The organism is Actinomadura sp. 3N508 (assembly GCF_044326375.1).
Taxonomy (GTDB): Bacteria; Actinomycetota; Actinomycetes; order Streptosporangiales; family Streptosporangiaceae; genus Spirillospora.
Map to the genome: position 1 here is coordinate 1 of NZ_JBIRAX010000009.1, position 22,527 is coordinate 22,527.

The 22,527-nt window shown below is 73.1% G+C and carries 19 protein-coding genes and 1 rRNA gene; 10 read left to right on the top strand and 10 right to left on the bottom strand.

Going from position 1 to position 22,527, the window contains the following annotated elements:
• Positions 1-5 precede the first annotated feature (5 nt).
• A 5S ribosomal RNA gene (gene rrf, locus ACH34S_RS28465) occupies positions 6-122 on the top strand.
• 75 nt (positions 123-197) lie between these two features.
• Here rrf and ACH34S_RS28470 read toward each other — a convergent pair.
• From ACH34S_RS28470 to ACH34S_RS28485, 4 genes are all read right to left on the bottom strand, one after another.
• Entirely contained in the window at positions 198-1,850 is a 1,653-nt protein-coding gene (locus tag ACH34S_RS28470) for a DNA repair helicase XPB (RefSeq protein ID WP_395955889.1), read from the bottom strand.
• 191 nt (positions 1,851-2,041) lie between these two features.
• Positions 2,042-2,515: a hypothetical protein gene (locus ACH34S_RS28475; RefSeq protein WP_395955890.1), complete on the bottom strand. Its 474-nt coding sequence runs from the start codon at positions 2,513-2,515 to the stop codon at positions 2,042-2,044.
• 137 nt (positions 2,516-2,652) lie between these two features.
• Positions 2,653-5,034: a helicase-associated domain-containing protein gene (locus tag ACH34S_RS28480; protein ID WP_395955891.1), complete on the bottom strand. Its 2,382-nt coding sequence runs from the start codon at positions 5,032-5,034 to the stop codon at positions 2,653-2,655.
• Positions 5,035-5,218: 184 nt separating this feature from the next.
• Entirely contained in the window at positions 5,219-5,863 is a 645-nt protein-coding gene (locus ACH34S_RS28485) for a TetR/AcrR family transcriptional regulator (protein ID WP_395955892.1), read from the bottom strand.
• Positions 5,864-6,237: 374 nt separating this feature from the next.
• Here ACH34S_RS28485 and ACH34S_RS28490 point away from each other — a divergent pair, with 374 nt between their 5' ends.
• Positions 6,238-6,720 carry a GNAT family N-acetyltransferase gene (locus ACH34S_RS28490; protein ID WP_395955893.1) on the top strand — a complete coding sequence of 161 codons (483 nt, stop codon included), beginning with the start codon at positions 6,238-6,240 and terminating at the stop codon, positions 6,718-6,720.
• A gap of 3 nt (positions 6,721-6,723) precedes the next feature.
• Here the strand turns inward: ACH34S_RS28490 and ACH34S_RS28495 are convergent, their stop codons facing one another.
• Positions 6,724-7,188 carry a hypothetical protein gene (locus ACH34S_RS28495; protein ID WP_395955894.1) on the bottom strand — a complete coding sequence of 155 codons (465 nt, stop codon included), beginning with the start codon at positions 7,186-7,188 and terminating at the stop codon, positions 6,724-6,726.
• A gap of 297 nt (positions 7,189-7,485) precedes the next feature.
• Between ACH34S_RS28495 and ACH34S_RS28500 the strand changes: the two genes are divergently transcribed.
• The gene (locus tag ACH34S_RS28500) at positions 7,486-8,124 is read left to right on the top strand and encodes an HAD family hydrolase (protein WP_395955895.1); all 639 of its coding nucleotides are present in this window, start codon (positions 7,486-7,488) and stop codon (positions 8,122-8,124) included.
• A gap of 178 nt (positions 8,125-8,302) precedes the next feature.
• Positions 8,303-8,701: a cold-shock protein gene (locus tag ACH34S_RS28505; protein WP_132178345.1), complete on the top strand. Its 399-nt coding sequence runs from the start codon at positions 8,303-8,305 to the stop codon at positions 8,699-8,701.
• Between the two features lie 32 nt (positions 8,702-8,733).
• Here the strand turns inward: ACH34S_RS28505 and ACH34S_RS28510 are convergent, their stop codons facing one another.
• Positions 8,734-10,110, bottom strand: a complete 1,377-nt coding sequence (locus tag ACH34S_RS28510; protein ID WP_395955896.1) for an MFS transporter — start codon at positions 10,108-10,110, stop codon at positions 8,734-8,736.
• 225 nt (positions 10,111-10,335) lie between these two features.
• On the opposite strand from ACH34S_RS28510, the gene ACH34S_RS28515 reads away from it, so the two are divergent.
• Entirely contained in the window at positions 10,336-11,277 is a 942-nt protein-coding gene (locus ACH34S_RS28515; protein WP_395955897.1) for a DUF3027 domain-containing protein, read from the top strand.
• Positions 11,278-11,279: 2 nt separating this feature from the next.
• Positions 11,280-14,255, top strand: a complete 2,976-nt coding sequence (locus tag ACH34S_RS28520) for a sacsin N-terminal ATP-binding-like domain-containing protein (protein ID WP_395955898.1) — start codon at positions 11,280-11,282, stop codon at positions 14,253-14,255.
• Here ACH34S_RS28520 and ACH34S_RS28525 read toward each other — a convergent pair.
• Positions 14,252-14,563, bottom strand: a complete 312-nt coding sequence (locus tag ACH34S_RS28525) for a DUF2530 domain-containing protein (protein ID WP_395955899.1) — start codon at positions 14,561-14,563, stop codon at positions 14,252-14,254. The genes ACH34S_RS28520 and ACH34S_RS28525 overlap by 4 nt on opposite strands.
• Before the next feature lie 4 nt (positions 14,564-14,567).
• The gene (locus tag ACH34S_RS28530; protein ID WP_395955900.1) at positions 14,568-15,137 is read right to left on the bottom strand and encodes a TetR-like C-terminal domain-containing protein; all 570 of its coding nucleotides are present in this window, start codon (positions 15,135-15,137) and stop codon (positions 14,568-14,570) included.
• Positions 15,138-15,224: 87 nt separating this feature from the next.
• Here ACH34S_RS28530 and ACH34S_RS28535 point away from each other — a divergent pair, with 87 nt between their 5' ends.
• From ACH34S_RS28535 to thpR, 3 genes are all read left to right on the top strand, one after another.
• On the top strand, positions 15,225-15,704 hold the full coding sequence (locus tag ACH34S_RS28535; RefSeq protein ID WP_395955901.1) for a MarR family transcriptional regulator: 480 nt from the start codon (positions 15,225-15,227) through the stop codon (positions 15,702-15,704).
• 454 nt (positions 15,705-16,158) lie between these two features.
• Positions 16,159-17,439 (top strand): MFS transporter, encoded by a 1,281-nt coding sequence (locus ACH34S_RS28540; RefSeq protein ID WP_395956236.1) that lies wholly within the window; start codon positions 16,159-16,161, stop codon positions 17,437-17,439.
• 60 nt (positions 17,440-17,499) lie between these two features.
• Complete coding sequence (gene thpR / locus ACH34S_RS28545; protein WP_395955902.1) at positions 17,500-18,123, top strand: RNA 2',3'-cyclic phosphodiesterase; 624 nt, start codon at positions 17,500-17,502, stop codon at positions 18,121-18,123.
• Here thpR and ACH34S_RS28550 read toward each other — a convergent pair.
• Together ACH34S_RS28550 and ACH34S_RS28555 are read right to left on the bottom strand one after the other, a co-directional pair.
• Positions 18,060-20,198 carry a hypothetical protein gene (locus ACH34S_RS28550; RefSeq protein WP_395955903.1) on the bottom strand — a complete coding sequence of 713 codons (2,139 nt, stop codon included), beginning with the start codon at positions 20,196-20,198 and terminating at the stop codon, positions 18,060-18,062. The two genes, thpR and ACH34S_RS28550, sit on opposite strands and share 64 nt — an antisense overlap.
• Before the next feature lie 134 nt (positions 20,199-20,332).
• Complete coding sequence (locus tag ACH34S_RS28555) at positions 20,333-21,364, bottom strand: hypothetical protein (RefSeq protein ID WP_395955904.1); 1,032 nt, start codon at positions 21,362-21,364, stop codon at positions 20,333-20,335.
• 151 nt (positions 21,365-21,515) lie between these two features.
• On the opposite strand from ACH34S_RS28555, the gene ACH34S_RS28560 reads away from it, so the two are divergent.
• A complete protein-coding gene (locus ACH34S_RS28560; protein ID WP_395955905.1) occupies positions 21,516-22,523 on the top strand; it encodes a hypothetical protein in 1,008 nt (335 codons plus the stop codon).
• Positions 22,524-22,527: the final 4 nt, after the last annotated feature.

The following is a 22,527-nucleotide window of genomic DNA, read 5'->3' on the forward strand; positions in this document are numbered from 1 at the left end:
GGGCGTTCGGTGGTTTTGGCGAAGGGGAAACACCCGGTCCCATCCCGAACCCGGAAGTTAAGCCCTTCAGCGCCGATGGTACTGCATGGGAGACTGTGTGGGAGAGTAGGACACCGCCGGACATTTCCTATGGGGAAGGCCCCGCCGACAACGGCGGGGCCTTTCCTATTTCTAGGCTTCTGTTCTTGGCGGCCGGGTTAGATCTCGTCGCCTGCCAGGACTGTGTCGGCGTCCACGATGCGGTAGGCGTAGCCCTGTTCGGCTAGGAAGCGCTGGCGGTGGGCGGCGTAGTCCTGGTCGAGGGTGTCGCGGGCCACGACGGCGTAGAAGCGTGCACCATGGCCGGACGCCTTCGGACGCAGGAGGCGACCCAGGCGTTGGGCCTCTTCCTGACGCGAGCCGTAGGCGCCCGAGACCTGGACGGCGACCGACGCCTCGGGCAGGTCGATCGAGAAGTTCGCGACCTTCGACACCACCAGCACGTTGAGCTCGCCTGAGCGGAAGGCGTCGAAAAGGCGTTCCCGTTCGCGGACGCGGGTCTCGCCCTTGATGACGGGTGCGTCCAGTAGAGCGCCGAGTTCGTCGAGCTGGTCGATGTATTGGCCGATGACCAGGGTCTGTTCGCCCTTGTGCCGGTCGACCAGCGCCTGGATGAGCTTGGTCTTGGTGTCAGTCGTGGCGCAGAAGCGGTAGCGCTCTTCGGGTTCGGCGGTGGCGTAGGCGAGGCGTTCCGCGTCGGTGAGGGTGACGCGCACCTCGACGCAGTCGGCGGGTGCGATCCAGCCCTGTGCCTCCATGTCCTTCCAGGGCGCGTCGTAGCGTTTCGGGCCGATGAGGGAGAACACGTCGCCCTCGCGGCCGTCCTCCCGGACGAGGGTGGCGGTGAGGCCGAGGCGGCGGCGGGCCTGGAGGTCGGCGGTCATGCGGAAGATGGGTGCGGGCAGGAGGTGCACCTCGTCGTAGACGACGAGGCCCCAGTCGCGGGCGTCGAACAGTTCGAGGTGCATGTAGACGCCCTTCCGGCGCGTCGTCATGATCTGGTAGGTCGCGATCGTGACGGGGCGGATCTCCTTCTTCGCGCCCGTGTACTCGCCGATCTCGTCCTCGGTGAGGGACGTCCGCCGGAGGAGCTCCTGTTTCCACTGGTGCGCCGACACGGTGTTGGTGACGAGGATCAGCGTGGTCGCCCCGGCGCGGGCCATGGCCGCGGCGCCGACGATGGTCTTGCCTGCGCCGCAGGGGAGGACGACGACGCCGGAGCCGCCGTGCCAGAACGCCTCGGCGGCGTCGCGCTGGTAGGTGCGGAGTTCCCAGCCGTCCTCGGCGAGGGAGATCGCGTGGGCCTCACCGTCGACGTAGCCGGCGAGGTCTTCGGCGGGCCAGCCGAGCTTCAGCAGGGCCTGCTTGAGGGCGCCGCGCTCGCTCGGGTGGACGGCGACGACGTCGTCCCCGACCCGGGCGCCGATCATCCCCTTGATCTTCTTGGCGCGGAGGACCTCCTCCAGCACGGACCGGTCGGACGACGCCAGCACCAGCCCGTGCACGGGGTCCTTCTCCAGCCGCAGCCGCCCGTACCGCGCCATCGTGTCGGCGACGTCGACGAGCAGCGCGTGCGGGACGGGATAGCGCGAGAACCTGAGCAGCGTGTCGACGACCTGTTCGGCGTCGTGCCCGGCGGCGCGGGCGTTCCAGAGCGCGAGCGGCGTCACCCGGTAGGTGTGGACGTGCTCGGGCGCCCGTTCGAGCTCGGCGAACGGCGCTATCTCCTTGCGGCAGGCGCCGGCCAGCTCGTGGTCGACCTCCAGGAGCAGCGTCTTGTCGGACTGGACGATGAGCGGACCGTCGGTCACGGAAAGCAGCCCCCGTTGGGAATCGGTGTTCGGAGTCGGGAATCCCCGCTGGTGCACGGTACCCGAGGACGCCTGCGGCGGCGTCTCGGCTCGTCCTGGGGGAAGCGGGCGCGTGGCCGGCCCGATGGTTCAACGGCTGTGGGCCGCCGGGTCTTCCCGGTGTCTCGGTCGTCCGCTTCGGGACGGGCGCGTCAGACCCCGCCGTAGGGGTCGTAGTCGGAGTCGGTGGCGGCGATGGCGACCACGTAGATCACGATGAAGATGATCCCGAGCACGACGGCGGCGGCGAAGAGCGACCAGCTCCAGATCGTCAGTTTGCGGGCCGAGTTGGGGTCGGTGGCGTTGCGTCCCAGCGCGATCGCGGCGGTGATGATGCCGGGGATGGCGACGATGTTGCAGCACATCACGACGGCGATGCAGTTGCAGACGAGGGCGGCGATGGTGGAGCCGTTGCTCTGCGTCCTGTACGGCACTCCGGGAGGTCCGTAGTCGTAGCCCTGCCCGTAGCCCTGCCCGTAGCCGGCGCCCTGCCCGTAGCCGGGGGGTGCGTGACCCTGCCCGGCGCCGTACTGCGGCCCGTAGGCGCCGCCCGGGTCCCAGCCTTTTGATCCGCCGCCGTAGGGGTCCTCCCAGCCCGACGGCGGCGCCCCTCCGTACCCGCTCATCGGGAGCCTCCTCACGTTCGCGTGAACACGCTATCGGTCCGATGGGTCACTGGTTGGACCATATGTGAGGTTCGTCGGTTCCGACGCTCGATGGAACGGTGTAGATCACTCAGCGAGCCGGGGCGGACGCAGATCGCTCAGGGGGCCGGGTCGTCGGTGAGCTCGGCGACGCCGGTGATGCGGTGCAGCGCGAAGCGGTGCACGGCGGCGCGCGTCGCGTCGTAGCCGGTGAGGAAGCCGCCCTCGACGCGGACGGGCTCCACGATGCGGCTGGACGCCTGGCCCTGCTGGTCGAGGTAGCCGATCCAGACGCGGCCGCCGCGGTCGACCGCGGTGCGGAGGCGGTCGACGGTGGCCATCGCGGGGGAGCGGGGCGGTTCGCCGGACGGGGCGTCCGCCCGCAGCCGGGCCTGCTCGGCGCCGTGCATGGACGCCTCGTCGCCCGCCCGCAGTGCCCGCACCGCGGCGGAGATCATCGAGGCGTCGGTGCGCTCCTCCGGCCGCAACCGGACGATCTCGGCGGTCGGCGGCGGGTCGGCGCGCTGCGCGTCCGGGCGGGTCACGATCACGCCGCCGCCCGGGGACTCGGCGACCGGGGCGAGGCCCATGGCGCGCAGGCCGTCGAGGAGGTCGGCGCGCTGGAGCCCGGACGCGAGGACGGTCGGCGCGAGGCGGTGCAGCCTCAGCGGCGCGGAGCGGCGGTCGGCGAGGATCTCGTCGAGCGTGGCGGGCGCGTCGGTCCGGACGTAGGAGGCGAGGGCGCCGACCCGCAGGCGGCCATGGCGGCGGGCGACGTCGTCGATCAGGTAGGTGAGCGGCTGCGGGAGCGGCGTCGCCGAGTGGCGGGTCAGCAGGCCGGTGATGTCGGCGGCGGTCCGGCCGGCGTCGAGGGCGCGGCGGACCGACTCGGGCGTGAAGCGGTAGACGGTCGCGCCGCCGGTGGACTCGACGTCCGCGGCGAGGGCGAGTTCCCGGGCGAGTTCGGTGACCAGCGGGCCGGGCGCGATCGCGGTGAGGTCGGCCTGGATGAGGATCTCCTCGACCGGGGCGGGCAGGTGCTTCTCCAGGGCGGGCTCGGGGTCGGCTCCGGCGAGCAGGTCGCGGGCGAACGGGGCCGGTTCGCCGAACCCGGTGAGGCCGAGGACGGCGGCCTCGCGGAGCGTCCAGCCGATGATCCGGTCGCGGGTCCGGCCGCCGCGGCGGGGGCGCAGCCAGGCGAGCCGGTCGCGGAGCGCGTCCTCGCCGACGGCGCCGCGTCCGGCGTCCACGAGGACCTCCAGGGTCGCGCGGCGGGTGGCCGGGGCGCTGCCGCGCACCATCGCCTCGCTGAGCGCGTTGATCAGCCGGTCGCGGTCGTCGCGTTCCCCGGCGAGGCCGGCGGCCCGGTCGGACTTCAGCCAGCCGCGGGCCAGTTCCGTCCAGCGGCCGGCGGTGTCGCGCATGAGCCACAGGTCGTAGGCGGGGGTCGGGAGCCATTCGCCGTCGAGGTCGCCGCTGCGGGTCAGCAGCCCGGCCGCGTACGCGACCTCGACGAGCAGCGCGGCCTTCCATTCGGGGACGTCCAGCAGCACGGCGGCGGCGCGCAGGTCGCGGACGGCGAGGCCGCCGCTGCGCAGGACGGGCGGCGGGTCCAGCCCCCAGCGTTCGAGCAGCTCCTCGACGAGCCGGACCGCGTTGTACGCCTCGCCCGCCGCGGCGCGGATCACGACGTCCTCGGCGCGGGGCTCGCCGGGCGGCGGCGTGAGCGGCGGCGGCTCCGCGGGGACGTCCCGGAAGAGGCGCCCGCCGCGCAGGTGCAGCGCGACCTCGCGCGGGAGGGTGACGGTGCGGTCGTCCTCGGCGGCGAGGAGGCCGCGGGCGAGGAGCCGCTCGATCGGGGTGGCGGCGGTGCCGACCCGGACGGGACGGCGCGCGTCGGCGACCCGCCCGACCGGCGGGCCCCAGGTCAGATGGTCGAGGGCGGCGAGCGCCTCGGGACCGGCGTCGTCGATCAGCGGGCCGGGCGCGCTCAGCAGCTCGGCGAGGCGCCGTATCAGGCGTGCCGAGTCGGCGAAGCCGCGCGGGGCCTCGCCGTCCAGGTCGGTGACCAGGTCGGTGAGCCGCTCGCGGGAGTAGCCGGCGAAGACCTCCTGGACGGGCGGGCCGAGCCCGGCCGGGTGCGGCAGCGCCTGCCGGACGCCGGGCGCCGGGTTCAGCGTGCCGTTTCCCCAGACGAGGCCGTAGCGGTGCAACGTTCCGACAGCGTCCTCGACCTGCGCGGGCGTGGCGTCGAGCGCGGCGGCGAGCTCTTCGGGGCCGGTCGGCGCCGGGGCGGGCAGGACGAGCAGGGCCTCCAGGACGGCGAGCGTGAACCGGTCGAGCCGGTCGAGGGCGCGGGAGATCGCGGCGGGCGTCGCGGCGCGGGCGGCGAGCGCGGTCAGGTCGGCGGGGACGGGCGCGAGCAGTTCGGGACGCGCGGACAGGAGCGCGCGAAGCTCGTCGTCGCCTCGCGCGCGCAACCAGTCCGCGTACGTTTCCATGCCTTTCCTCAACTGTAGATGCCTGGGTGGCTGGGGGAGGGACGGGGTGCGCGCCGCCTGAGCCCGGTCCCTCAAGAGTAGGAGCCCGCGCGGTGTGCCCTGTAGGACGAACATGCCGTGTGCTGGAGAAACGCGTGCCGGGCGGCGAAGAACGCGTGCAAGGCGCCGTCGGGGGCGCGGTTCGTCAGGGGGACGTCGTGGTGGGTTCGGGGGCGGAGGCGGAGGCTCGCTCCAGGTGGACGAGCCCGAGGCCGAGCCGGGCCCAGCTCTCCACGAACCGTTTCTCGTCGATGCGGGTCGGCGGCTCGTACATCGACTCGTTCGCCAGCCAGTAGTTCACGACCGCGCCGCCGAGGATCGCCGCGATCGCCGGCCAGTCCTCGTCGGCGCCCTCGAACTCGGGCTGCGCCGCCAGCCAGGTGGCGATGCCGTCGTAGAGGGGGTTGACGATGCCCTCGCGCATCTCGGCGACGAGGCTCGGGAACTGGTCGAGGTCGCGGAACAGCACCCGGATGAGGTCCTGCTCCTCGCGCATCTTCGCCAGCCCGGTCTGGCACGTCATCCGCAGCCGCGTCTCCAGCGGGCGCTCCTCGTAGACGGTCGCCTGGTCGAGGACGTCGTCGATCTGCTTGCGGGTCTTGTCGATGTGCTCGCGGATGGCGGAGGCGAGGACCTCCTCCTTGGAGCGGAAGTGCCGGTACAGGCCGCCCGCGCCCGGCGAGAGACCGGCGGCCGCCTCGATCTCCGCCACCGACGTCGCCGTGTAGCCCCGGTCGGCGAACAGCCGGAGCGACTCGGCCACGATCCGCTCGCGCGTGGACATCGCCATCTGATCAACCTCCTGGACCCGCCGCACGCTCCGTACGTACGTGCTCGGACACGGGTGCCCGTTCGGCGGGAACCGCGCTGATCGAGCCTACCGCCGGGGCGGCGCGAAATGCGGCCCGCGGAGCCGCGCCAGCAAGTGATCGGGTACTTCGTTGCCCGCAGTTCGGTCAGGCCGGCGGTGGCCTGTGAAGGGAAAATGCGGTCGGCTGTGAAGCAGAAATATCGCGAAGACGACATTCGTCGTGTCGTTCGGTAGGACCGGCCGTGGGCATGGCGCGGACACAGTGTGTTACGCCTTGCCGCGGTGCCCGGGGCCGCTAGAGTTTCGGTGCCCGCGCCCCGTCGCCGAAAGGGGCGTCGTCGGAAAGGTCGGCGATGTTCAAGTCTCCGCGGAAGGCGGCCGACGGGGCCTTCCTGCCCGAGGACTTCGTGGTGCCCACGCTGGTGGCCGGCTCCCGTTTCCAGATCCGTCCGATCACCGTGCACGACGTGGTCAAGGACTACGGCGCCGTGATCGGCAGCCTGGACCGGCTGGCCGGCCGGTTCGGGCCCGAGTGGGGCTGGCCGGACAGCGAGTTCACCTTCGAGCAGGCCCTGATCGACGTCGCGTGGCTGCAGAAGCAGGGGCAGTTGCGGCGCTCGTTCAGCTACGTCGTGATCACCCCGGACGGGGACCGCCAGCTCGGCCGCATCCACGTGGCCCCTTCCGACGACCCCGGCGCGGACGCCGTCGTGGTGTTCTGGGTCCGCGCCGACGAGGAGAACTCCGCCCTGGAGAAGGAGCTGGAGGAATTCGTCCGCGAGTGGGTCACGACCGCCTGGCCGTTCGACTCCGTCCGCTTCCCGGGGCGGGATTAGGGGTCAGGAGCGGCGGCGGATCAGGGCGGTGAGGAGCCTGCCCGCGATCAGGTAGACGGCGGCGGCCAGGCCGTAGTTGACGGCCACCTCGGTCTTGGGGTTCTCGGGCTGGAAGACGTCCTCGAACTGCCAGCACAGCTCGGTGGCACGGTCGCCGAACCAGCGGACGAGGCCGTTCGCCGTGTTCGCCTCGAACGCGACGAACACGATGTGCACGGCCAGGATCACCACGACGACCGTGGTGACGGCCGACACCGACGTGGCGGCGATGCCGAAGGCGCGGCGCCGGGCGGCGGTGGCGCCGCGGCGGACGGCGGTGACGCCGGCCGTGAACGACCGCCGATCACCCCGTTCACCCCGTTCGTGCTGGTCGCGGTCGCCGCCGGGCTCGATGCGGGTCATCGCGAGCTCCTGCGCGGGCGCCGGTGCGGGCTCGGTCGTCCGTCCGGGGTCGGGGATGTCTGCCATTGCGGCCTCCTTCAGCGGCCCGTTCACCGAATGACCTCGCCGGGGCTGATCGTCCTTTTGCTCGGGGTGGCTTGTTCGAGTCCTGTGTTTTCCCTGGTCAGGTGGTTTGTGGTCGGGGGCCCGGGTATATCGCCAGCACGGGCGGCCGTTCCCGGTGAACCGGGACGCGAGTTCCGGTCCAACTGAACGGTCACCCGCGCGAAAGTTCCCGCGCTCTCCTACTCGGATCCCGTCGCATCGCCACTACCAGGAGAGCGCGGGTACTCGCATGTGTCCAGCCCCCTTAACCTGTGGGACGTGCCCGATCTAGATTCCCCCGGCCCCGGTTCCGGACTCGCCCTCGGCTTCGACCTCGACCTGACGCTGGCCGACACGCGCGCCGGGATCAGCGCCGTGTACGCGGCCCTCGCGGCGGAGAGCGGCGTCGCCATCGACACCGACGTCGTCATCGGACGCATCGGGCCCCCGCTGGAAGAGGAACTCGCCTACTGGTTCCCGCCCGACGAGGTCCCCGTGATGGCGGCGCGCTACCGGGCCATCTACGCGGACATCGCGGTCCCGGCGACCGTCCTCATGCCCGGGGCGGCGGCGGCGGTGGACGCGGTCCGGGGGCGTGGCGGGCGGGTGATCGTCGTCTCGGGCAAGAACCAGGCCGACACCGAACGGACCGTCCGGTTCCTTGGCCTTGAGGTGGACGTCGTGGCTGGCGGCCTGTTCGGCGCGGATAAGGGCGCCGTGCTGCGCGAGCACGGGGCGGGCGCCTATATCGGCGACCACACCGGTGACGTGGACGCGGCGCGGGCGGCGTCGGCGGTCGCGGTGGCGGTCGCGACGGGCGCCTACGATTCGGCGGCCCTCGCGGCGTATGGGGCGGACGTCGTCCTGCCCGATCTTCTCGCTTTCCCGGAATGGCTCGGCGGGTTCCGGACGCCCTGAACCGCGAGTCCGCATCCTGAGCTGCGGCGCGATATTCGGATGCCGTTGCCGGGCGTGCGGGATAGCTTCTGATCGTCGGCCCGTGCGGGCGTCGCGGAGGGTGCCGGTGTGTACACCAGTCCTTGGCGAGGCACTAATCTTGAGGTCGATTCAGGACGATTACCGAACGAGGTCTCCGGTGCCGACTGGCAAGGTCAAGTGGTACGACTCCGACAAGGGGTTCGGCTTCCTCACGCGCGACGACGGCGGTGAGGTCTTCGTGCACTCATCGGCGTTGCCGGGCGGGGTCACGACGCTGAGACCAGGTCAGCGCATCGAGTTCGGCGTGGTCGAGGGGCGGCGGGGGCAGCAGGCGCTCCAGGTCAAGGTGCTGGACACGCTGCCGTCGGTCGAGAAGACGATCGCCAAGCAGCGGCGCAAGAAGCCCGACGAGATGGTCGTCATCACCGAAGACCTGATCAAGCTGCTGGACGGGATCTCCAACACCTACCGGCGCGGCAAGCATCCGGCCCCGGCGGAGGCCAAGAAGATCGCCACCGTGCTGCGGGCCGTCGCGGACGACCTGGCCGCATCCTAGCGCGTCCGTCCTAGCGCGGGCGTCTCTGGCGCTCAGGTGTGCATTTCCGGGTGCGCGTCCTTGAGCGTCGTCTGGGATCGCGCGGGGCGACGGCGGCGGCGCGTTCGGCGGCGGGTTCCGGCGCGGCGCGTCAGCAGCAGGCCCAGCGAGACGGCGAGCGCGGCGGACACGATCGCGAGCGCGACGCGTCCGTCCGCGACGATCGACATGCCGAGGCCCGCCAGCCCGCCGGCGACCCACACGAGCTGGTGCAGCGTCTCCGAGACGGCGAAGGTGGACGACCGCATCTCCTCGCCGACCTCCTGTTGCACGACCGCGTCCATCGACAGCTTGCCGAGCACCTGGCCGAGGCCCGCCGCGAGCGCCACCGCCAGCGCCGCCCACAGGCCGAAGAACGCGGCGCTCACGGCGGCGACGGCGGTCACGGACGCCAGCGTCGCCGAGACGATCAGCCGCGGCGCCCGCGCCTTCATCCACGCGCCGAGCGCCGTGCCGATCAGGCCGCCTGCCCCGGCGGACGCCGCCAGCAGCCCGAGCGCGACGTTGTTGGACACCGGGTCGAACCGCTCCTGGCGCAGCAGGAACGCCAGATAGATGATCAGGAAGCCGGAGAACGCGCGCAGCACGGCGTTGGCCTGCATCGCCTCCGCGACGACCGGGCCGACGCGCGGCAGCGTCCGCCAGTGCCTGGCCTGCGGCCGCGCGGTTTCGTCGGGGTCGCCGGATTCCGGTGAGGGCTCCGCGTCCGGGACGTCGACGTTCTGCGGAAGCCGCATGCTGAACACGACGCCCAGCAGGAACACGAGGGTGCCGATGCGCAGAACCCAGTCGGCGCCGATGAGCCACACCAGGCCCGCGCCGATCGGCGCGGTGATCGACGCGGCGATCAGGCCCGCGAACGCGGAGCGCGCGTTCGCGGTCACGAGCGTGATCTCGTCCGGCAGGACGCGGGGCGTCACCGCGGCGCGCAGCACCCCGAACGCCTTGGACAGCACGAGCACGCCGAACGCGGCGGGCAGGAACGTGACCTGGTCGCCGTGCGGCAGCGCGCTCGCCATCGCCCAGCACAGCAGCGCGCGCATCACGAACGTGCTGGAGATCGCGTACCGGCGGACGTGCCGCGCCCGGTCGAGCACCGGGCCGATCAGCGGCGCGACCAGCGCGAACGGCGCCATCGTGACGACGAGGTAGAGGGCGACCTGACCGCGCGCCTGGTTGACGTCCAGGCCGAAGAACAGCGTCCCGGCGAGGGCGACGGTCACCAGCGCGTCGCCGGCGGAGTTGACCGCGGACGCCTCGATCAGGCTGCCGAGGCCGCTGCGTCCCGCGCCCTGGGCGTGGGTGGCGCGGCGGGTCAGCCGGCCCGTGCCCGCCATGGCGGAGCGTGCGCCGCGCAGCGCTCGCGCCACACCTCCCGTAGCGGCGCGTACGGATCGCCCGAACCGTGTCCGGTCACCCATGCGCCCTGATCTCTCCCCTGCGTCGTCCGGGTTCTCCGCTGAGGCACGACCCCTCGATTGAGGGTACGTTCCCCGCTGGGGAACCTGCTCACCAACGGGGCGCCGGTGGTTGTTTTCCATGCGATGGCAGGGCGAGGTGCCCGGCCACGCCGTTCCATGGGCGAGAATTGGCATGTGAGCTCACTGCCGCAGTCCAGCCCCACGCGTTCCGCGTCCACGCACAGCGCGTCCACGCAGGGTGCCGCCGGGTCCGCCCGCAGGCCCCGCACCCCCGTCGTCGACACCGCCTGCGCCGAGGCCGTAGACCTCGCCCGCGAGGCCGCACAGGACACGGCCGGTCCCGGCCAGGTGGGAGAGCATCTCGGCCTGCGCGCCGAGGGCGACCGCGTGGTCACGCACTATTTCGAGTGCCTCGACCCCGCCTACGCGGGCTGGCAGTGGGCCGTGACCGTGACGCGGGCGTCCCGCGCCAAGGTCGTCACGGTCAGCGAGTGCGTGCTGCTGCCCGGCGACGACGCGCTGCTCGCGCCGCCGTGGGTGCCGTGGCTGGAGCGGCTGCGTCCCGGTGACCTCGGTCCCGGTGACCTGCTGCCCACCGCGCCCGACGACGCCCGGCTCGCGCCCGGTTACACGCAGGTGGACGACGAGTCCGCCGAACGCGAGGCGCAGTGGGAGCCGGGGCTGGGCCGCGTACGGGTCCTGTCTCAGGAGGGACGCGACGAGGCCGCCACGCGCTGGTACGAGGGCGTCGGGGGGCCGCGCGCACCGATCGCCGCGTCCGCGCCCGCGCAGTGTTCCACCTGCGGCTTCTATGTGGCGCTGGCGGGTGAGCTGCGGAAGATGTTCGGGGTGTGCGCCAACGAGTACGCGCCCGATGACGGACGTGTCGTCTCCGCCGACCATGGCTGCGGCGCGCACTCGGAGGCGGTCTCGCTGCCCGCCGTGTCCGAGCACGGCCCGCCGATCATCGACGAGCTGGGCTACGAGGTCCTGCCGTCCCCGGCCAGGGTGGAGGACGCGGCACCGGCGGAGGAGGACGCGGCGGAGGTCGAGGTCGCGGTGTCCGAGGTCGAGGACGCGGCGACCCTGGACGAAGAGGCCCTGGGCCACAGCTGACGATGCCGGATTTCGGGACGCGGGCCCTGCGGCAGCGGGTGCTGCGCGCCTGGAGCGAGTCACCCGCCCGGTTCCGCGAGGACGCCAACACCGAAGAGGATTTCGCCCTCGGCGGCTATCGCGACCGTGTCGTGATCGAGCTGGCGCAGAACGCCGCAGATGCCGCGCTGCGCGGCCGGCCCCCCGTCCCTGGGCGTCTTCGGCTGGCTCTCCGGACGTCGCCGCCGGGGGCCGCCGTGCTGAGCGCGGCCAACACCGGGGCGCCGTTGGACGCGGCAGGTGTGGAGGCGCTGTCGACGCTGCGGGCGTCGTCCAAGCGGGACGACGCGGGTACTGCGGGACGGTTCGGTGTGGGGTTCGCCGCCGTCGTGGCCGTCAGCGACGAGCCCGCCATTGTGTCTGGCGGGGCGGGCGTTGTGTGGTCGCGGGCCCGTTCTCAGGGGCTGGTTGAAGAAGTACCGGCGCTCGCGGCGGAGCTGGAGCGGCGCGGCGGGCATGTTCCGCTGCTCCGGTTGCCGTTCGCCATGGACGAGCCGCCTGAGGTTCCGGCGGGGTTCGACACGGTCGTGCGGCTGCCGTTGCGCGCGGAGGCGGTCGAGACCGTCCGGCGGCAGCTTGAGCGTGCTGGAGCGGCGTTGATGCTGGCCCTGCCCGCCCTGGGCAGCGTCGAGATCGATGTGGACGGGGACGTCCGTGAGCTGACCGCTGAGCGTCGTCCGCCGGGCGAGGTCGTCATCAACGGGGCGGTGTGGCGGACGGCCGAGGCGCGTGGGGAAATCCCGATGGCGCTTCTGGAAGACCGTCCGGTGGAGGAGCGAGGACGGCCGTTCTGGCATGTGCAGTGGGCTCTGCCAGAGGAGGGCCTACCGGAAGACACCCCTGCGGTCGTGCATGCGCCAACGCCCAGCGACGAACGGCTGGATCTGCCCGCGCTGCTCATCGCGTCGTTCCCGCTCGCACCTGACCGGCGGCACGTCGCGCCCGGCCCGCTGACCGACTTCCTCGTGGACCGGGCCGCCGAGACCTATGTGCGGTTGCTGAGCGACCTCCCCGTTTCACCGCGCGTGCTGAGCCTGGTGCCCGGGCCGGTCGGAGCCGGTGAACTGGACGCCCGGGTGCGGCGCGGCATCCGCGAACGCCTTCCCGAAGCGCCGCTGCTGCCGCACCGGACGCGCGGGCGCGACACGGTCGCCGTCGACGCCCCCGCCGAGTTCGTCGAGCTCCTCGGCGGCGAGGACGGCGTCGCGACCGGGCTGCTCCCGCCCGAGTGGCCCGCGCGGAGCCCGGCGCTCGCCGCGCTCGGGGTGCGGCGGGTCGAGCTGGCGGACGTCATCGATGAGCTGGCCGCTGTGGACCGCGAACCGGCGTGGTGGCACCGGTTGTACGGGACGCTCGGCGGAGCCGCCACAGACGCGCTGGGGGCCGTCCCGGTGCCGCTGGCCGGCTCGGCGGCGGACGGGACCGGCCGGATCGTGCGCGGCCCGCGGGGCCTGCTGATCGCGGACGGCGTCGATCCCGGCGGCCTGGACGCGCTCGGCCTGCGGTTCGTCCATCCGGAGGCGGTGCATCCGCTGCTGGCCCGGCTGGGGGCCGTCGAGGCGGGGCCGCGGGCCGTGCTCGCCGACGCCGCCGTGCGTGCCGCCGTCGAGGAGTCCTTCGAGGCCGACGACCCCGATGTGGTCGCCGAAGCCGTTCTGGGGCTCGTCGCCGCCGCGAGGCTCGACCCAGGCGAGGAGCCCTGGCTGGCAGAGCTTGCCCTGCCCGGCGCCGACGGGGAGCTTTATCCGGCGGGTGAGCTGCTTCTGCCGGAGAGCCCGCTGCGCGCTCTCATGGCCGAGGACGCGCCCTTCGAGGTGGTCGACGGCGAGCTGCTGGAACGGTGGGGTGCGGAGACGCTCACGGCCATCGGCGTCCTGGACGGGTTCGCCCTCGCGAAGGGCGAGGACGTGAACCTCACCGGCATCGCCGACGAAGCAGAGACCCTGGACCTCGATGACGAGGACCTATGGGCGGACGACGTGCTGCGGCGAATCGGCCCGCAAGACCTTCCGCCGCTCGTGCCGGAGTTCCTGGCCGTCCGAGACCTTGAACTGGTGGACGACTGGTCCGCCGCGTTGCGCGTCCTGGCGGAGCCACCGTGGCGGGCCGCGATCGTCGATCCCGTCCATGTGGCGGTGCAGGGCGGTCGGCGGGTCGCCGTCCCGTCCTACACGGCGTGGTGGCTGAGCCGTCATCGCGTCCTGAACGGCCGCAGGCCCGGCGAGTTCAGGCTGAGCGGGGACGAGGCCCTGGCAGGGCTCTATGACGTCGCGCCGGCGGGCCTTGACGAGCGGCTCCTGCTCGCCTTGGGCGTCCGCACGTCGCTGGCCGATCTGCTGGACGAACCCGGAGGCGCCCAAGAGCTCCTCAACCGCCTCGGTGACCCGGAACGGCACGTCACCCGAGCACAGCTGGGCGCCCTGTGGACGGCCCTGGCCGACACCCCGGAAACGGCGGTCGAACCACCCGACCACGTCCGGGCGGTCGTCAACGGCGACGTCGAAGTCGTGGACGCAGCCGACGCCTTGGTCCTGGACGCTCCAGACGTCCTCCCGCTTCTCCGAAGCCAGCCGCTCGTCATCGCCGCGCAAGGTCGCGACGAGCGTCTGGCTGATCTCCTCGATCTGCCTCTGGCAGGAGATGAGGTTCCGGGGGTCGTCCAATCGGAGGGCGAGAAACGTCCTGTACCGGACTCCGTGAGAGCCGTCCTCCCGGATGCCCCCGCCGACTACCTCGCCCATGACCGCCTGGTCGTGGACGGCCAGGACGTGCCGTGGTGGACGAGAGACGGCGAAGTGCGCGCGAGCAGCGTGCACGGCCTCGCCCGCGCGCTCGCGTGGTCAACGGGCCATTGGGCCGACCGGCTCATTCTCGAAGCGGTGCTACGCGCCCCTGAGACGCTCCCAGACCTCCTGGCAGAGGCGGACCTGGAGCCCTAGTCGGCGCGCCCGTGCTCCGCCGTCTCGGCAGGTTTGTCGGCCTTGGCCTCGGCGCCGGCCTTGCGCTGGGCGGCGCGGGCGGCCTCCTGGCTGGCGCGGCGCGCCTGCAACCTCGGGACGTACCAGACCCCGAACATGCCGCTGGCGAAGCCCGTGGCGCACACCCACAGCCACCACCGGTCCTCGGACGGCAGCCCGACGATGAGCAGCACGACGAACGCCACCGCCCAGGCGGCCGCGCCGGCGGCCGCGATGCGGACATCGTTGGTCTGCATGGGCGGCGGGTCCGGGCGGCGCGGTCGGGTCATGCGATCAGGTTACGCCGCGGGCGCCGGGCAACCCTCCGACGACCATGCCGATGAGCAGCTCATAGCTGGCCTCCAGGCCCTCGGGGAGGCCGAAGCCGCCCGCCGCCTCCAGGACGGCGAACCCGTGCACGGCCGAACGCAGGCAGCGGGCCGCGTGGACCAGCTCCGACCCCTCCAGGGCATAGCCGCGCAGCGCCGCGTAGATGATGGCCAGGAGCCGCTCGCCCGCCGCGTTGTCCTCGGGCTGGGCGTCCGCCGACTGGTCCATGGCCGCGTACCGGCCGGGATGTTCCACCACGTACGACCGGTAGGCGCGCATCAGGGCGCGGACGGCGTCGTCCCCGGAGCGTCCCAATGCGGCCTCTCCGAGCCGTTCTGTAAGTTCTTCGAGCACGCGTACGGTGATCAGCTGTCGCAACTCGGCCAGGTTGCGGACATGCTTGTACAGGGAGGGCGTCGCGACCCCGGCCCTTCCCGCCACCGCGGCCAGCGTCAGGGCGCCGGGTCCCTCGGCGTCCACGATGGCGACGGCGGCGTCGACGACGGCGGCCGGTGACAGGCCGGCACGAGGCATTCCACGCTCCTCCACTAATCTGGATAGCTCAGAGGCTAATAAGCCTAGCCGCGATGTCAAGGTACGGCGTGGCAGCATGGGAGACCAATGACGATGACAACGCCACCCACTCCGAGCCGTGCCGTGTCCGTCCCCGGGCTGGCCGAAGAGCTGCGCATCTCGATCGCGAGACTGTCGCGGCGGCTGCGCACGCTGCGTCCCGCCACCGAGGGCGAGCGGGGCGGCCGGGGCCCGCTGTCGCTCACCCAGTTCGCCGCGCTCGCCGCGATCGAGCGGCACGGGTCGATGACGCCCCGCGAGCTCGCCGACCACGAGAAGGTCCAGCCGCCCTCGATGACGCGCGTGATCGCCTACCTGGAGGAGCAGGGCCTCGTCGCGCGCAGCCCGCATCCGACCGACGGGCGCCAGGTCGTCCTGAACGCGACCGAGGCGGGCACCGCGCTGCTGGCCGACGAGCGGCGCCGCAAGGAGGCGTGGCTCGCCAGGAGGCTCGGCGAGCTGACCGACGACGAGCGGGAGATCCTCCGCCGGGCCGCCCCGATCATCGACAGGCTCAGCCGGTCCTGACCGGCCCGCGCGCGGCGGATTTGCCGGAATACCGCGCCCGCGATTATCGTTAGCCCTGTTAATGACTTCTGCTAATGACAGACCCTGCGACCCCGAGGCGACCGCGACGCGCGGCCCCCGTGGCCACCGCCGCGCGCGCACCCCCACAGGCCGACTCCACCGCCGCCTCACCACGCGCCCGGCCGGACGCGCCAAGCCCGCCGCCCCGTCCCCGCCCCCGCACACCCCCGGGCCCGCCGACGCCGAGCCGTCGCCGCAGAAGATCGCCGTGCTCCCGGCGGCCGGGCGGGCGGACGCCGACGAGCCCCGCGAGACCAGCGAGACCAGCGAGACCAGCGCGAACAGCGCGAACAGCGCGAACAGCGAGCCCGACGACCCTGACGAACCCCGCGCTCCCGGCGAGCCCGATGGGCTGCACGGGGAGGACGAGGGCGATGAGCCGCGCACGGGAGCCATGTTCCGGTCGCTGCGTAACCGGAACTATCGGCTCTATGCGGCGGGCCAGGTCGTCTCCAATACCGGGACGTGGATGCAGCGCATCGCGCAGGACTGGCTCGTCCTTGAGCTGGCCCACGGCAGCGGTACCGCGCTCGGCATCACCACCGGCCTTCAGTTCCTGCCGATGCTCCTGTTCGGCCTCTGGGGCGGTGTCATCGCGGACCGGTATCCCAAGCGGCGCGTCCTGATCCTCACGCAGGTGTCGATGGGCGTGCTCGCGCTCATTCTGGGTCTGCTCACCGTGACCGGCGCCGCGCAGGTGTGGCACGTGTACGTGCTGGCGTTCGGGCTCGGGCTCGCGACCGTCGTCGACAACCCGACCCGCCAGTCGTTCGTCGTCGAGATGGTGGGGCGGCGCGACCTGCCCAACGCGATCGCGCTGAACAGTGCCACCTTCAACGGGGCGCGGCTGCTCGGCCCCGCCGTCGCCGGTGTGCTGATCGCGCTGATCGGCACGGGGCCGGTGTTCCTGGTGAACGCGGCGTCGTTCGGCGCCGTCCTGTTCAGCCTCTACGCGATGCGGGCGGACGAGCTGCACCCCGCCGACACCGTCAAGCGCGCCAAGGGGCAGCTCCGCGAGGGCCTGCGCTACGTCCGCGGACGCCGCGACCTGATGCTGGTCCTCATCCTCATCGGGTTCCTCGCCATGTTCGGGATGAACTTCGCCACCACGGTCGCGCTCGTCGCCAAGGAAGTCTTCAACACCGACGCGTCCGCGTTCGGGCTCGCGTCCAGCATGCTGGCGCTCGGCGCGCTCAGCGGCGCGCTGCTGGCCGCGCGGCGGGTGGCCAAGCCGCGGCTCAGGTTCCTGGTGGCGGTGGGCCTGGTGTTCGGCGCGCTGGAGGTTGCCACCGGCCTGATGCCGACGTACTGGACGTTCCTGGCGCTGCTCGTCCCGACCGGCATCGCGATGATGACGATCATGACGGCGGCGAACGCGACCATGCAGCTCAGCGTCGCGCCGGAGATGCGCGGGCGCGTGATGGGCCTCTACATGTTCGTGTTCCTCGGGACGAACCCGCTGGGCGCGCCCGCGATCGGCTGGCTCTCGGAGAACTTCGGCGCCCGGACGGGCCTGGTCGGCGGCGGGCTGATCTCCGTCGTCGCCGCGTTCGCCGTCGGCGTGGTGGCCGCGCGGGGCGTGCCGAGCGAGGAGCGGGCGATCCGGCCCGCGCTCGACCGGATCCGGCGGCGTCCCGCCCCCGCCGCCGCGTCCGGTTCCGGTGGTTGCGCCTGACGGCGTGACAAGGGGTGCCATCTGCTGAAATGCTGGCTTGGTGGCCCTACGGACGCTCCCATGAGGCTTTTCGTGGCGCTCGTGCCGCCACCGGACGTTCTGGACGAGCTCGAAGAGGCCGTCCTGCCGCACCGTGATGCGATGCCCGAGCTGAAATGGGTGCGGCGCGAGCTGCTCCACGTCACGCTGACGTTCCTCGGCGAGGTGGACGACCGCACCCTCGACCGGCTGCTCCCCAGGCTGGAGCGCGCCGTCGGGCGGCACGAGCGGATGTCGCTGTCGCTGGCGGGCGCGGGGGCCTTCCCCGGCAGCGGGACCCACGCCCGCGTCCTGTGGACGGGCCTGTACGGCGACCGCCGCGGGATGGCGCGCCTCGCCGCGTCCACCACGGCCGCCGGGCGCCGCGTCGGGACGCTGCCGGACAAGCACCGCGGTTTCCGCCCCCATCTCACGCTGGCGCGGTCCAGAAGCCCCGTGGACGTGCGCCCGCTCATGGAGTCGCTGTCGGCGTTCGCCGGGGCGCCGTGGACGGCCGGTTCCGTCCAGCTGATGCGCAGCCACCTGCCCGGCAAGGACTACAGCCAGCTGACGTACGAGTCGCTGAAGACGTGGTCGCTGCGTCAGAGCTCGGGCGGCGGGGGCGCGGGACGGTCGGCGTCCGGCGGCCCCCAGGGCAGGCCGTAGCGTTCGCAGGCGCGGCGCAGGTCGTCCAGGTCGGGCGGGAACGTCACCTGCCGCAGCACCCGCCCGGACGGGCTCCACACCACCAGCCGCGGCATCCGCTCGGTCGCCTCGTCGATCCCGACGCCGCCGACGCGGTCGCGGCCGAGGTCCCACTCGACCTTGCCGCGCCGGGTGACGACGGCGAGCCCGGCGGACGACACCCGCAGCTGCGGGCGGTTCCGGTCGTACAGCCAGTAGCCGACGAGGCCGATGACCAGCCCCGCGGGCACCGACCAGGACGCCGTCGTGTTGAACCCGCCCAGCTCTGGCCCGAGCCACACCGCGCCCAGCAGGGCGACGGCCTCGCATAGCAGGACGCTCATCCCGTAAGTCCCGACACGGGAGCGGCGGGTCGCGTCCAGGAGCGTTCCCGGCGCGGTCGTGGGGTCGGGCGGCGCGGAGAGGGCGAACGTGAGGTCGTGCTCGTCCAGCGGGCCCGGCGGCGGGGGCTGGGCCGTGGCCGCCTCCCCGGCGGTGTGCTGCGAGGACACGGACGCAGGCGCCGGTTCGGAGTCGGTCAGCGTGGAGACGGCGGAGTGGAACGCGGCGCTGAGGTAGGCGTCGTACTCGGCGTCGTTGACCGGCAGCCCGGCGCGGCGGGCCGCGTCCCGCAGGTCGGTGCGGGAGATCCGCAGCGCCGACAGCGGCGCGGCGAAGAACTCGTCGCCGTCGGTGTCGTAGAGCCGGACCCAGGCGTGCCCGGCGATGGTCAGCAGCTCGATGCCGCCGATGCGGTCCTCCGGCATCTTCAGCACGACGTCGCCGGCGGCGTCCGCCCAGCCGAGCCCGCCGTCCGCGACGACCAGCCGCCCGCCGGGGACCTGCGCGAAGATCTCGGGCAGCCCCTCCAGGCCGTACTGCGGGCCGCGCGGCGCCCGCGCGCCGGGCGTGATCACCCGGTAGCCGTGGTCGTCGAGGGCGTGCGCGAGCTGGAAGCCGTCCAGGCCGTGCGCGGGCAGCCGGGCGACGAGCTCCAGCCGGTGCCCGAACGCGAGCGCGGCGAGGTCGGCGCGGCGCGGCTCGCCGCTCACGGGGTCGAGCCGCAGGCCGGGACCGACGACGACCGCGGCGACGTCCCGGGCCCGCAGGTCCTGCGCCTCGCGGCGGCGGCCGGGACGGGCCCGCACCCGCAGCCGCTCCGCGTTGATCGTCCAGCGGACCTGCGCGGCGCGCAGCAGCCGGCGGCGCGCCATGAGGACGCCCGCGATCGCGGCGAGCGCCCAGCAGCCGGCCGCGAGCCGGGCGCCGAACTCGGCGGTGCCGTCCACCGCGATCCGGACGATCATGACGGTGCCGAGCAGGGCGGTGAGCCCGCCGAGCAGCACGACGCGGCGGCGGCTCGGCAGCGGCTCGGGCGTGTCCAGCCGCTGCTCCTTGCCGCCCGGCCCCTTGCCCGCCGTGCCCTCGCCGGGGCCCTCATCGGGCTTGATGGAGGACGGGTCGTGCGCGGCGGCCAGGAGGGCCGCCTCCTGGTCGAGCAGCCGCTTCTCCGCCGCGTGGTCGCGGGGCAGAGGGCCGCCTCCTGGGACGTCCTCGTCCAGCGTGGGGATGCGCAGGGCGTCGTCGAGCGCGGGATCGAGGAGGTCGGTCGCCTCGCCGTCCAGCACGTGCATGGGGATGCCGAGGCGCCGCGCCGTCACGAAGACGGCGAGCGGCTCCAGGCCCATCGAGGTCATCCCGCCCACCGCGGTACGGCCGAACCGGTGGAACACGGTCAGGATCCCGTCGCCGGTCGTGATGGCCAGCCCGTCGATCCGGGACCGCTCGTAGGAGACCATGCTCAGCCCGCCCGGGCCGACCTTCTCCAGCCCGTCCGCCGACAGCCGCCAGTACGGGCGCGGGCGGCGCCGCCGCGCCTCGGGGGCCGCGCCGAGCAGCCACGGGATCGCGGCGACGACGCCGATCAGCGCGGCCCACAGCCACACCGGACGGATCGGCAGCAGCGCCAGCGCCACCGCGAGCAGGGCGAACGGCCCGGCGGCGACGGGACGCCACCGGCCGCCGGGCCCCGCCAGGCCCACGAGCTCATGCTCCACAGTCCGCATCCTCACACGGGCCCCTGCGGGCCCGTCGCCTCCTTCCACGATCCCGTCGCCGTCCGAAACCGACTTCCATCGTGCCGGTCAGGTGCGCCTTTCCGTGCCGCCTGCCCCGGCTGCCGTGCCGCTTCTCATCCGCCTCCCGACGAGCCTCCGCGCCCGCGCAGCAGCCCGTAGCCGACGGCCGCCGCGATGGCGAGCGCGAGGAGCAGCCCCACCCTGGTGTTGCGGGTGTCGCCGGCGACGCCCTCGGCATCGCCGCCCGCCCCCGCGTTCTTCGGTGTCTTCCCGCCGGACGGTGACGGCAGCGCCTCGTCCGGCAGCGGCAGCCGGTAGACCGGCTGGTTCTCGCCCTCGGAACCCAAGAGGAGGGACCTGCCGTCCGCCGTGTAGCTCAGTGATTCGCCTTGCGACTGCATCGGGATGCCCAGCGATTTCAAGGATTTGCCCGGACGGCCGTCCGGGCCCACGGAATAGAGACGCGCACCGAAGTAGGAACGGATGACACAGGTGCGCCCATCGGGGGAGAAAGCGCCGTCGGTGGCCATGGCGGGCGCGTCCGCGACCTTGCGCACCACGTTGTATCCGCTGGTGCGGAGCTTCGCCGGGCCCTCGTACACCTTGCCGCCGAACAGCTTGCTCGCGATGTAGACACGGTTCGTCCGCGGGTTGATCATGAAGGTCTCGGCGTTGCGCGGCCCGTCCGCGTACTTGATCTTGAAGGTGGTGGCGCGGAGCGTCTGGCTCCTGATCTGGGCCGGCTCCCTGATCCGGTACACCGTCACGTACGGCCACGCGCCGCCGAGATTGTCGCCGATGTCCGCCGCGAAGATCGCCGGACGGCCGCGCTCGTCCTTGCCGAGCGCGATGCCCTCCCAGTCGCGGGCGCCCGCCCCGGCGAACGTCAGCACGGCCCGGACGCGGCCGCCCGCGTCGAGCGCGTAGATCTTCGGGACGCCGCCCGAGTCGTTGTGGGTGTAGACGATGCCGGGGTGCCGCGTGCTGGCCGCGAGGCCGCTGGACTCGGTGATCCGCGGGTCGTCGATCGTGAACGCGATCTGCTCGCCCCGCGCCGACCCCGACGCCGGCGGTGCGAAAACGCAGACGGGCGTCGCGGCGAGGGTGACGGCGGCACCGGCGCGGGCGACGCGGCTGAGTGACATGCCCTGATCATCCCCGTTCCGCGCCCCGACGATCATACGTTCCGCGTCAGTTCAGCAGCGCACCGAGGACCACGGCCAGGACGAGCGCGGTCAGCACGGTGGGAAGCAGCCAGCGGGGCGCGCGGTTCACGCTCCGAGCCTATTCGGCGCCATGAGCGACTCGAACCGTCCGCCCATGATCTGCATCTCATCTGGCATGTGCGGATTGTTCGGGATGGTGCGCTCGCCGTTCGCCGGCGACCCGGGGCTCGCCTCGGACGTGTTCGTCACGCTGGGCGCGCTCGCGGAGGAGCGCGGCACGGACTCGGCGGGGCTGGCGCTGCTCGGCGGCTGGCCGGGCCTCGGGGGCTGTCCCGGTTCCGGCGGTTCCGAGGCCGGGGCCGGTGCCGTGGTGGGCTGCCGTGTCGTGAAGGGCCGCGGTCGCTTCTCGGGGATCTGGCGGCCCGAGTTCCTTCCCGAGCTCGACCGCGCGCCGGTCGCCCTCGGGCACACCCGCTGGGCGACGCAGGGCACCCCGGCCGAGCCCGGCAACGCCAGCCCGATGGTCGTCCCCGGGACGGCCGCGGCGGGCGGCCCGTCCGCGGGCATCGTCGCCACCCACAACGGTGACGTCGACGCCGCCGCGCTGCGGTCGCGGTTCGCGCTGCCGCTCGCGTCCGGGACGACCGACAGCGAACCGATCTTCCAGCTCCTCGCGGGCCGCGACGGACCGTCCGGCGTGACGGGCGTCCTGGAGGCCCTGGTCGGACGGGCCGCGCTGGTCTGGGTCCACCGCGACCGCCCGACCGAGGTGCATCTGGCCCGCGCCGCGCTCAGCCCGCTGACCGTGGCCGTGGACACCGAGCAGAACATCTACTGGGCGTCCAACCCGCGCTGGTTCCGCGATGCCGAGCTGCACACGCGCGTGGAGTTCGCGACCGTGGTCATGCTCCGCGAGGGCACCTACCTGAAGATCGGCATGGAGCGCCGTCCCGGCCGCCGCGACCTGCCCGAGGTGCTCGCGACGGCGACCTTCGTGCCGACGGCCCGCGACTCCGACATGGACCCCCGCGTCTGGACGGGCTTCACCCCCGCCGACGAGGAGTGCGACCGCGCCGGCCTGCGCCACCGCGTGGCGGAGCCGCTCGGCGGTGCAGGCGGGCTGCTGTCGGTCGCGTGAAGCG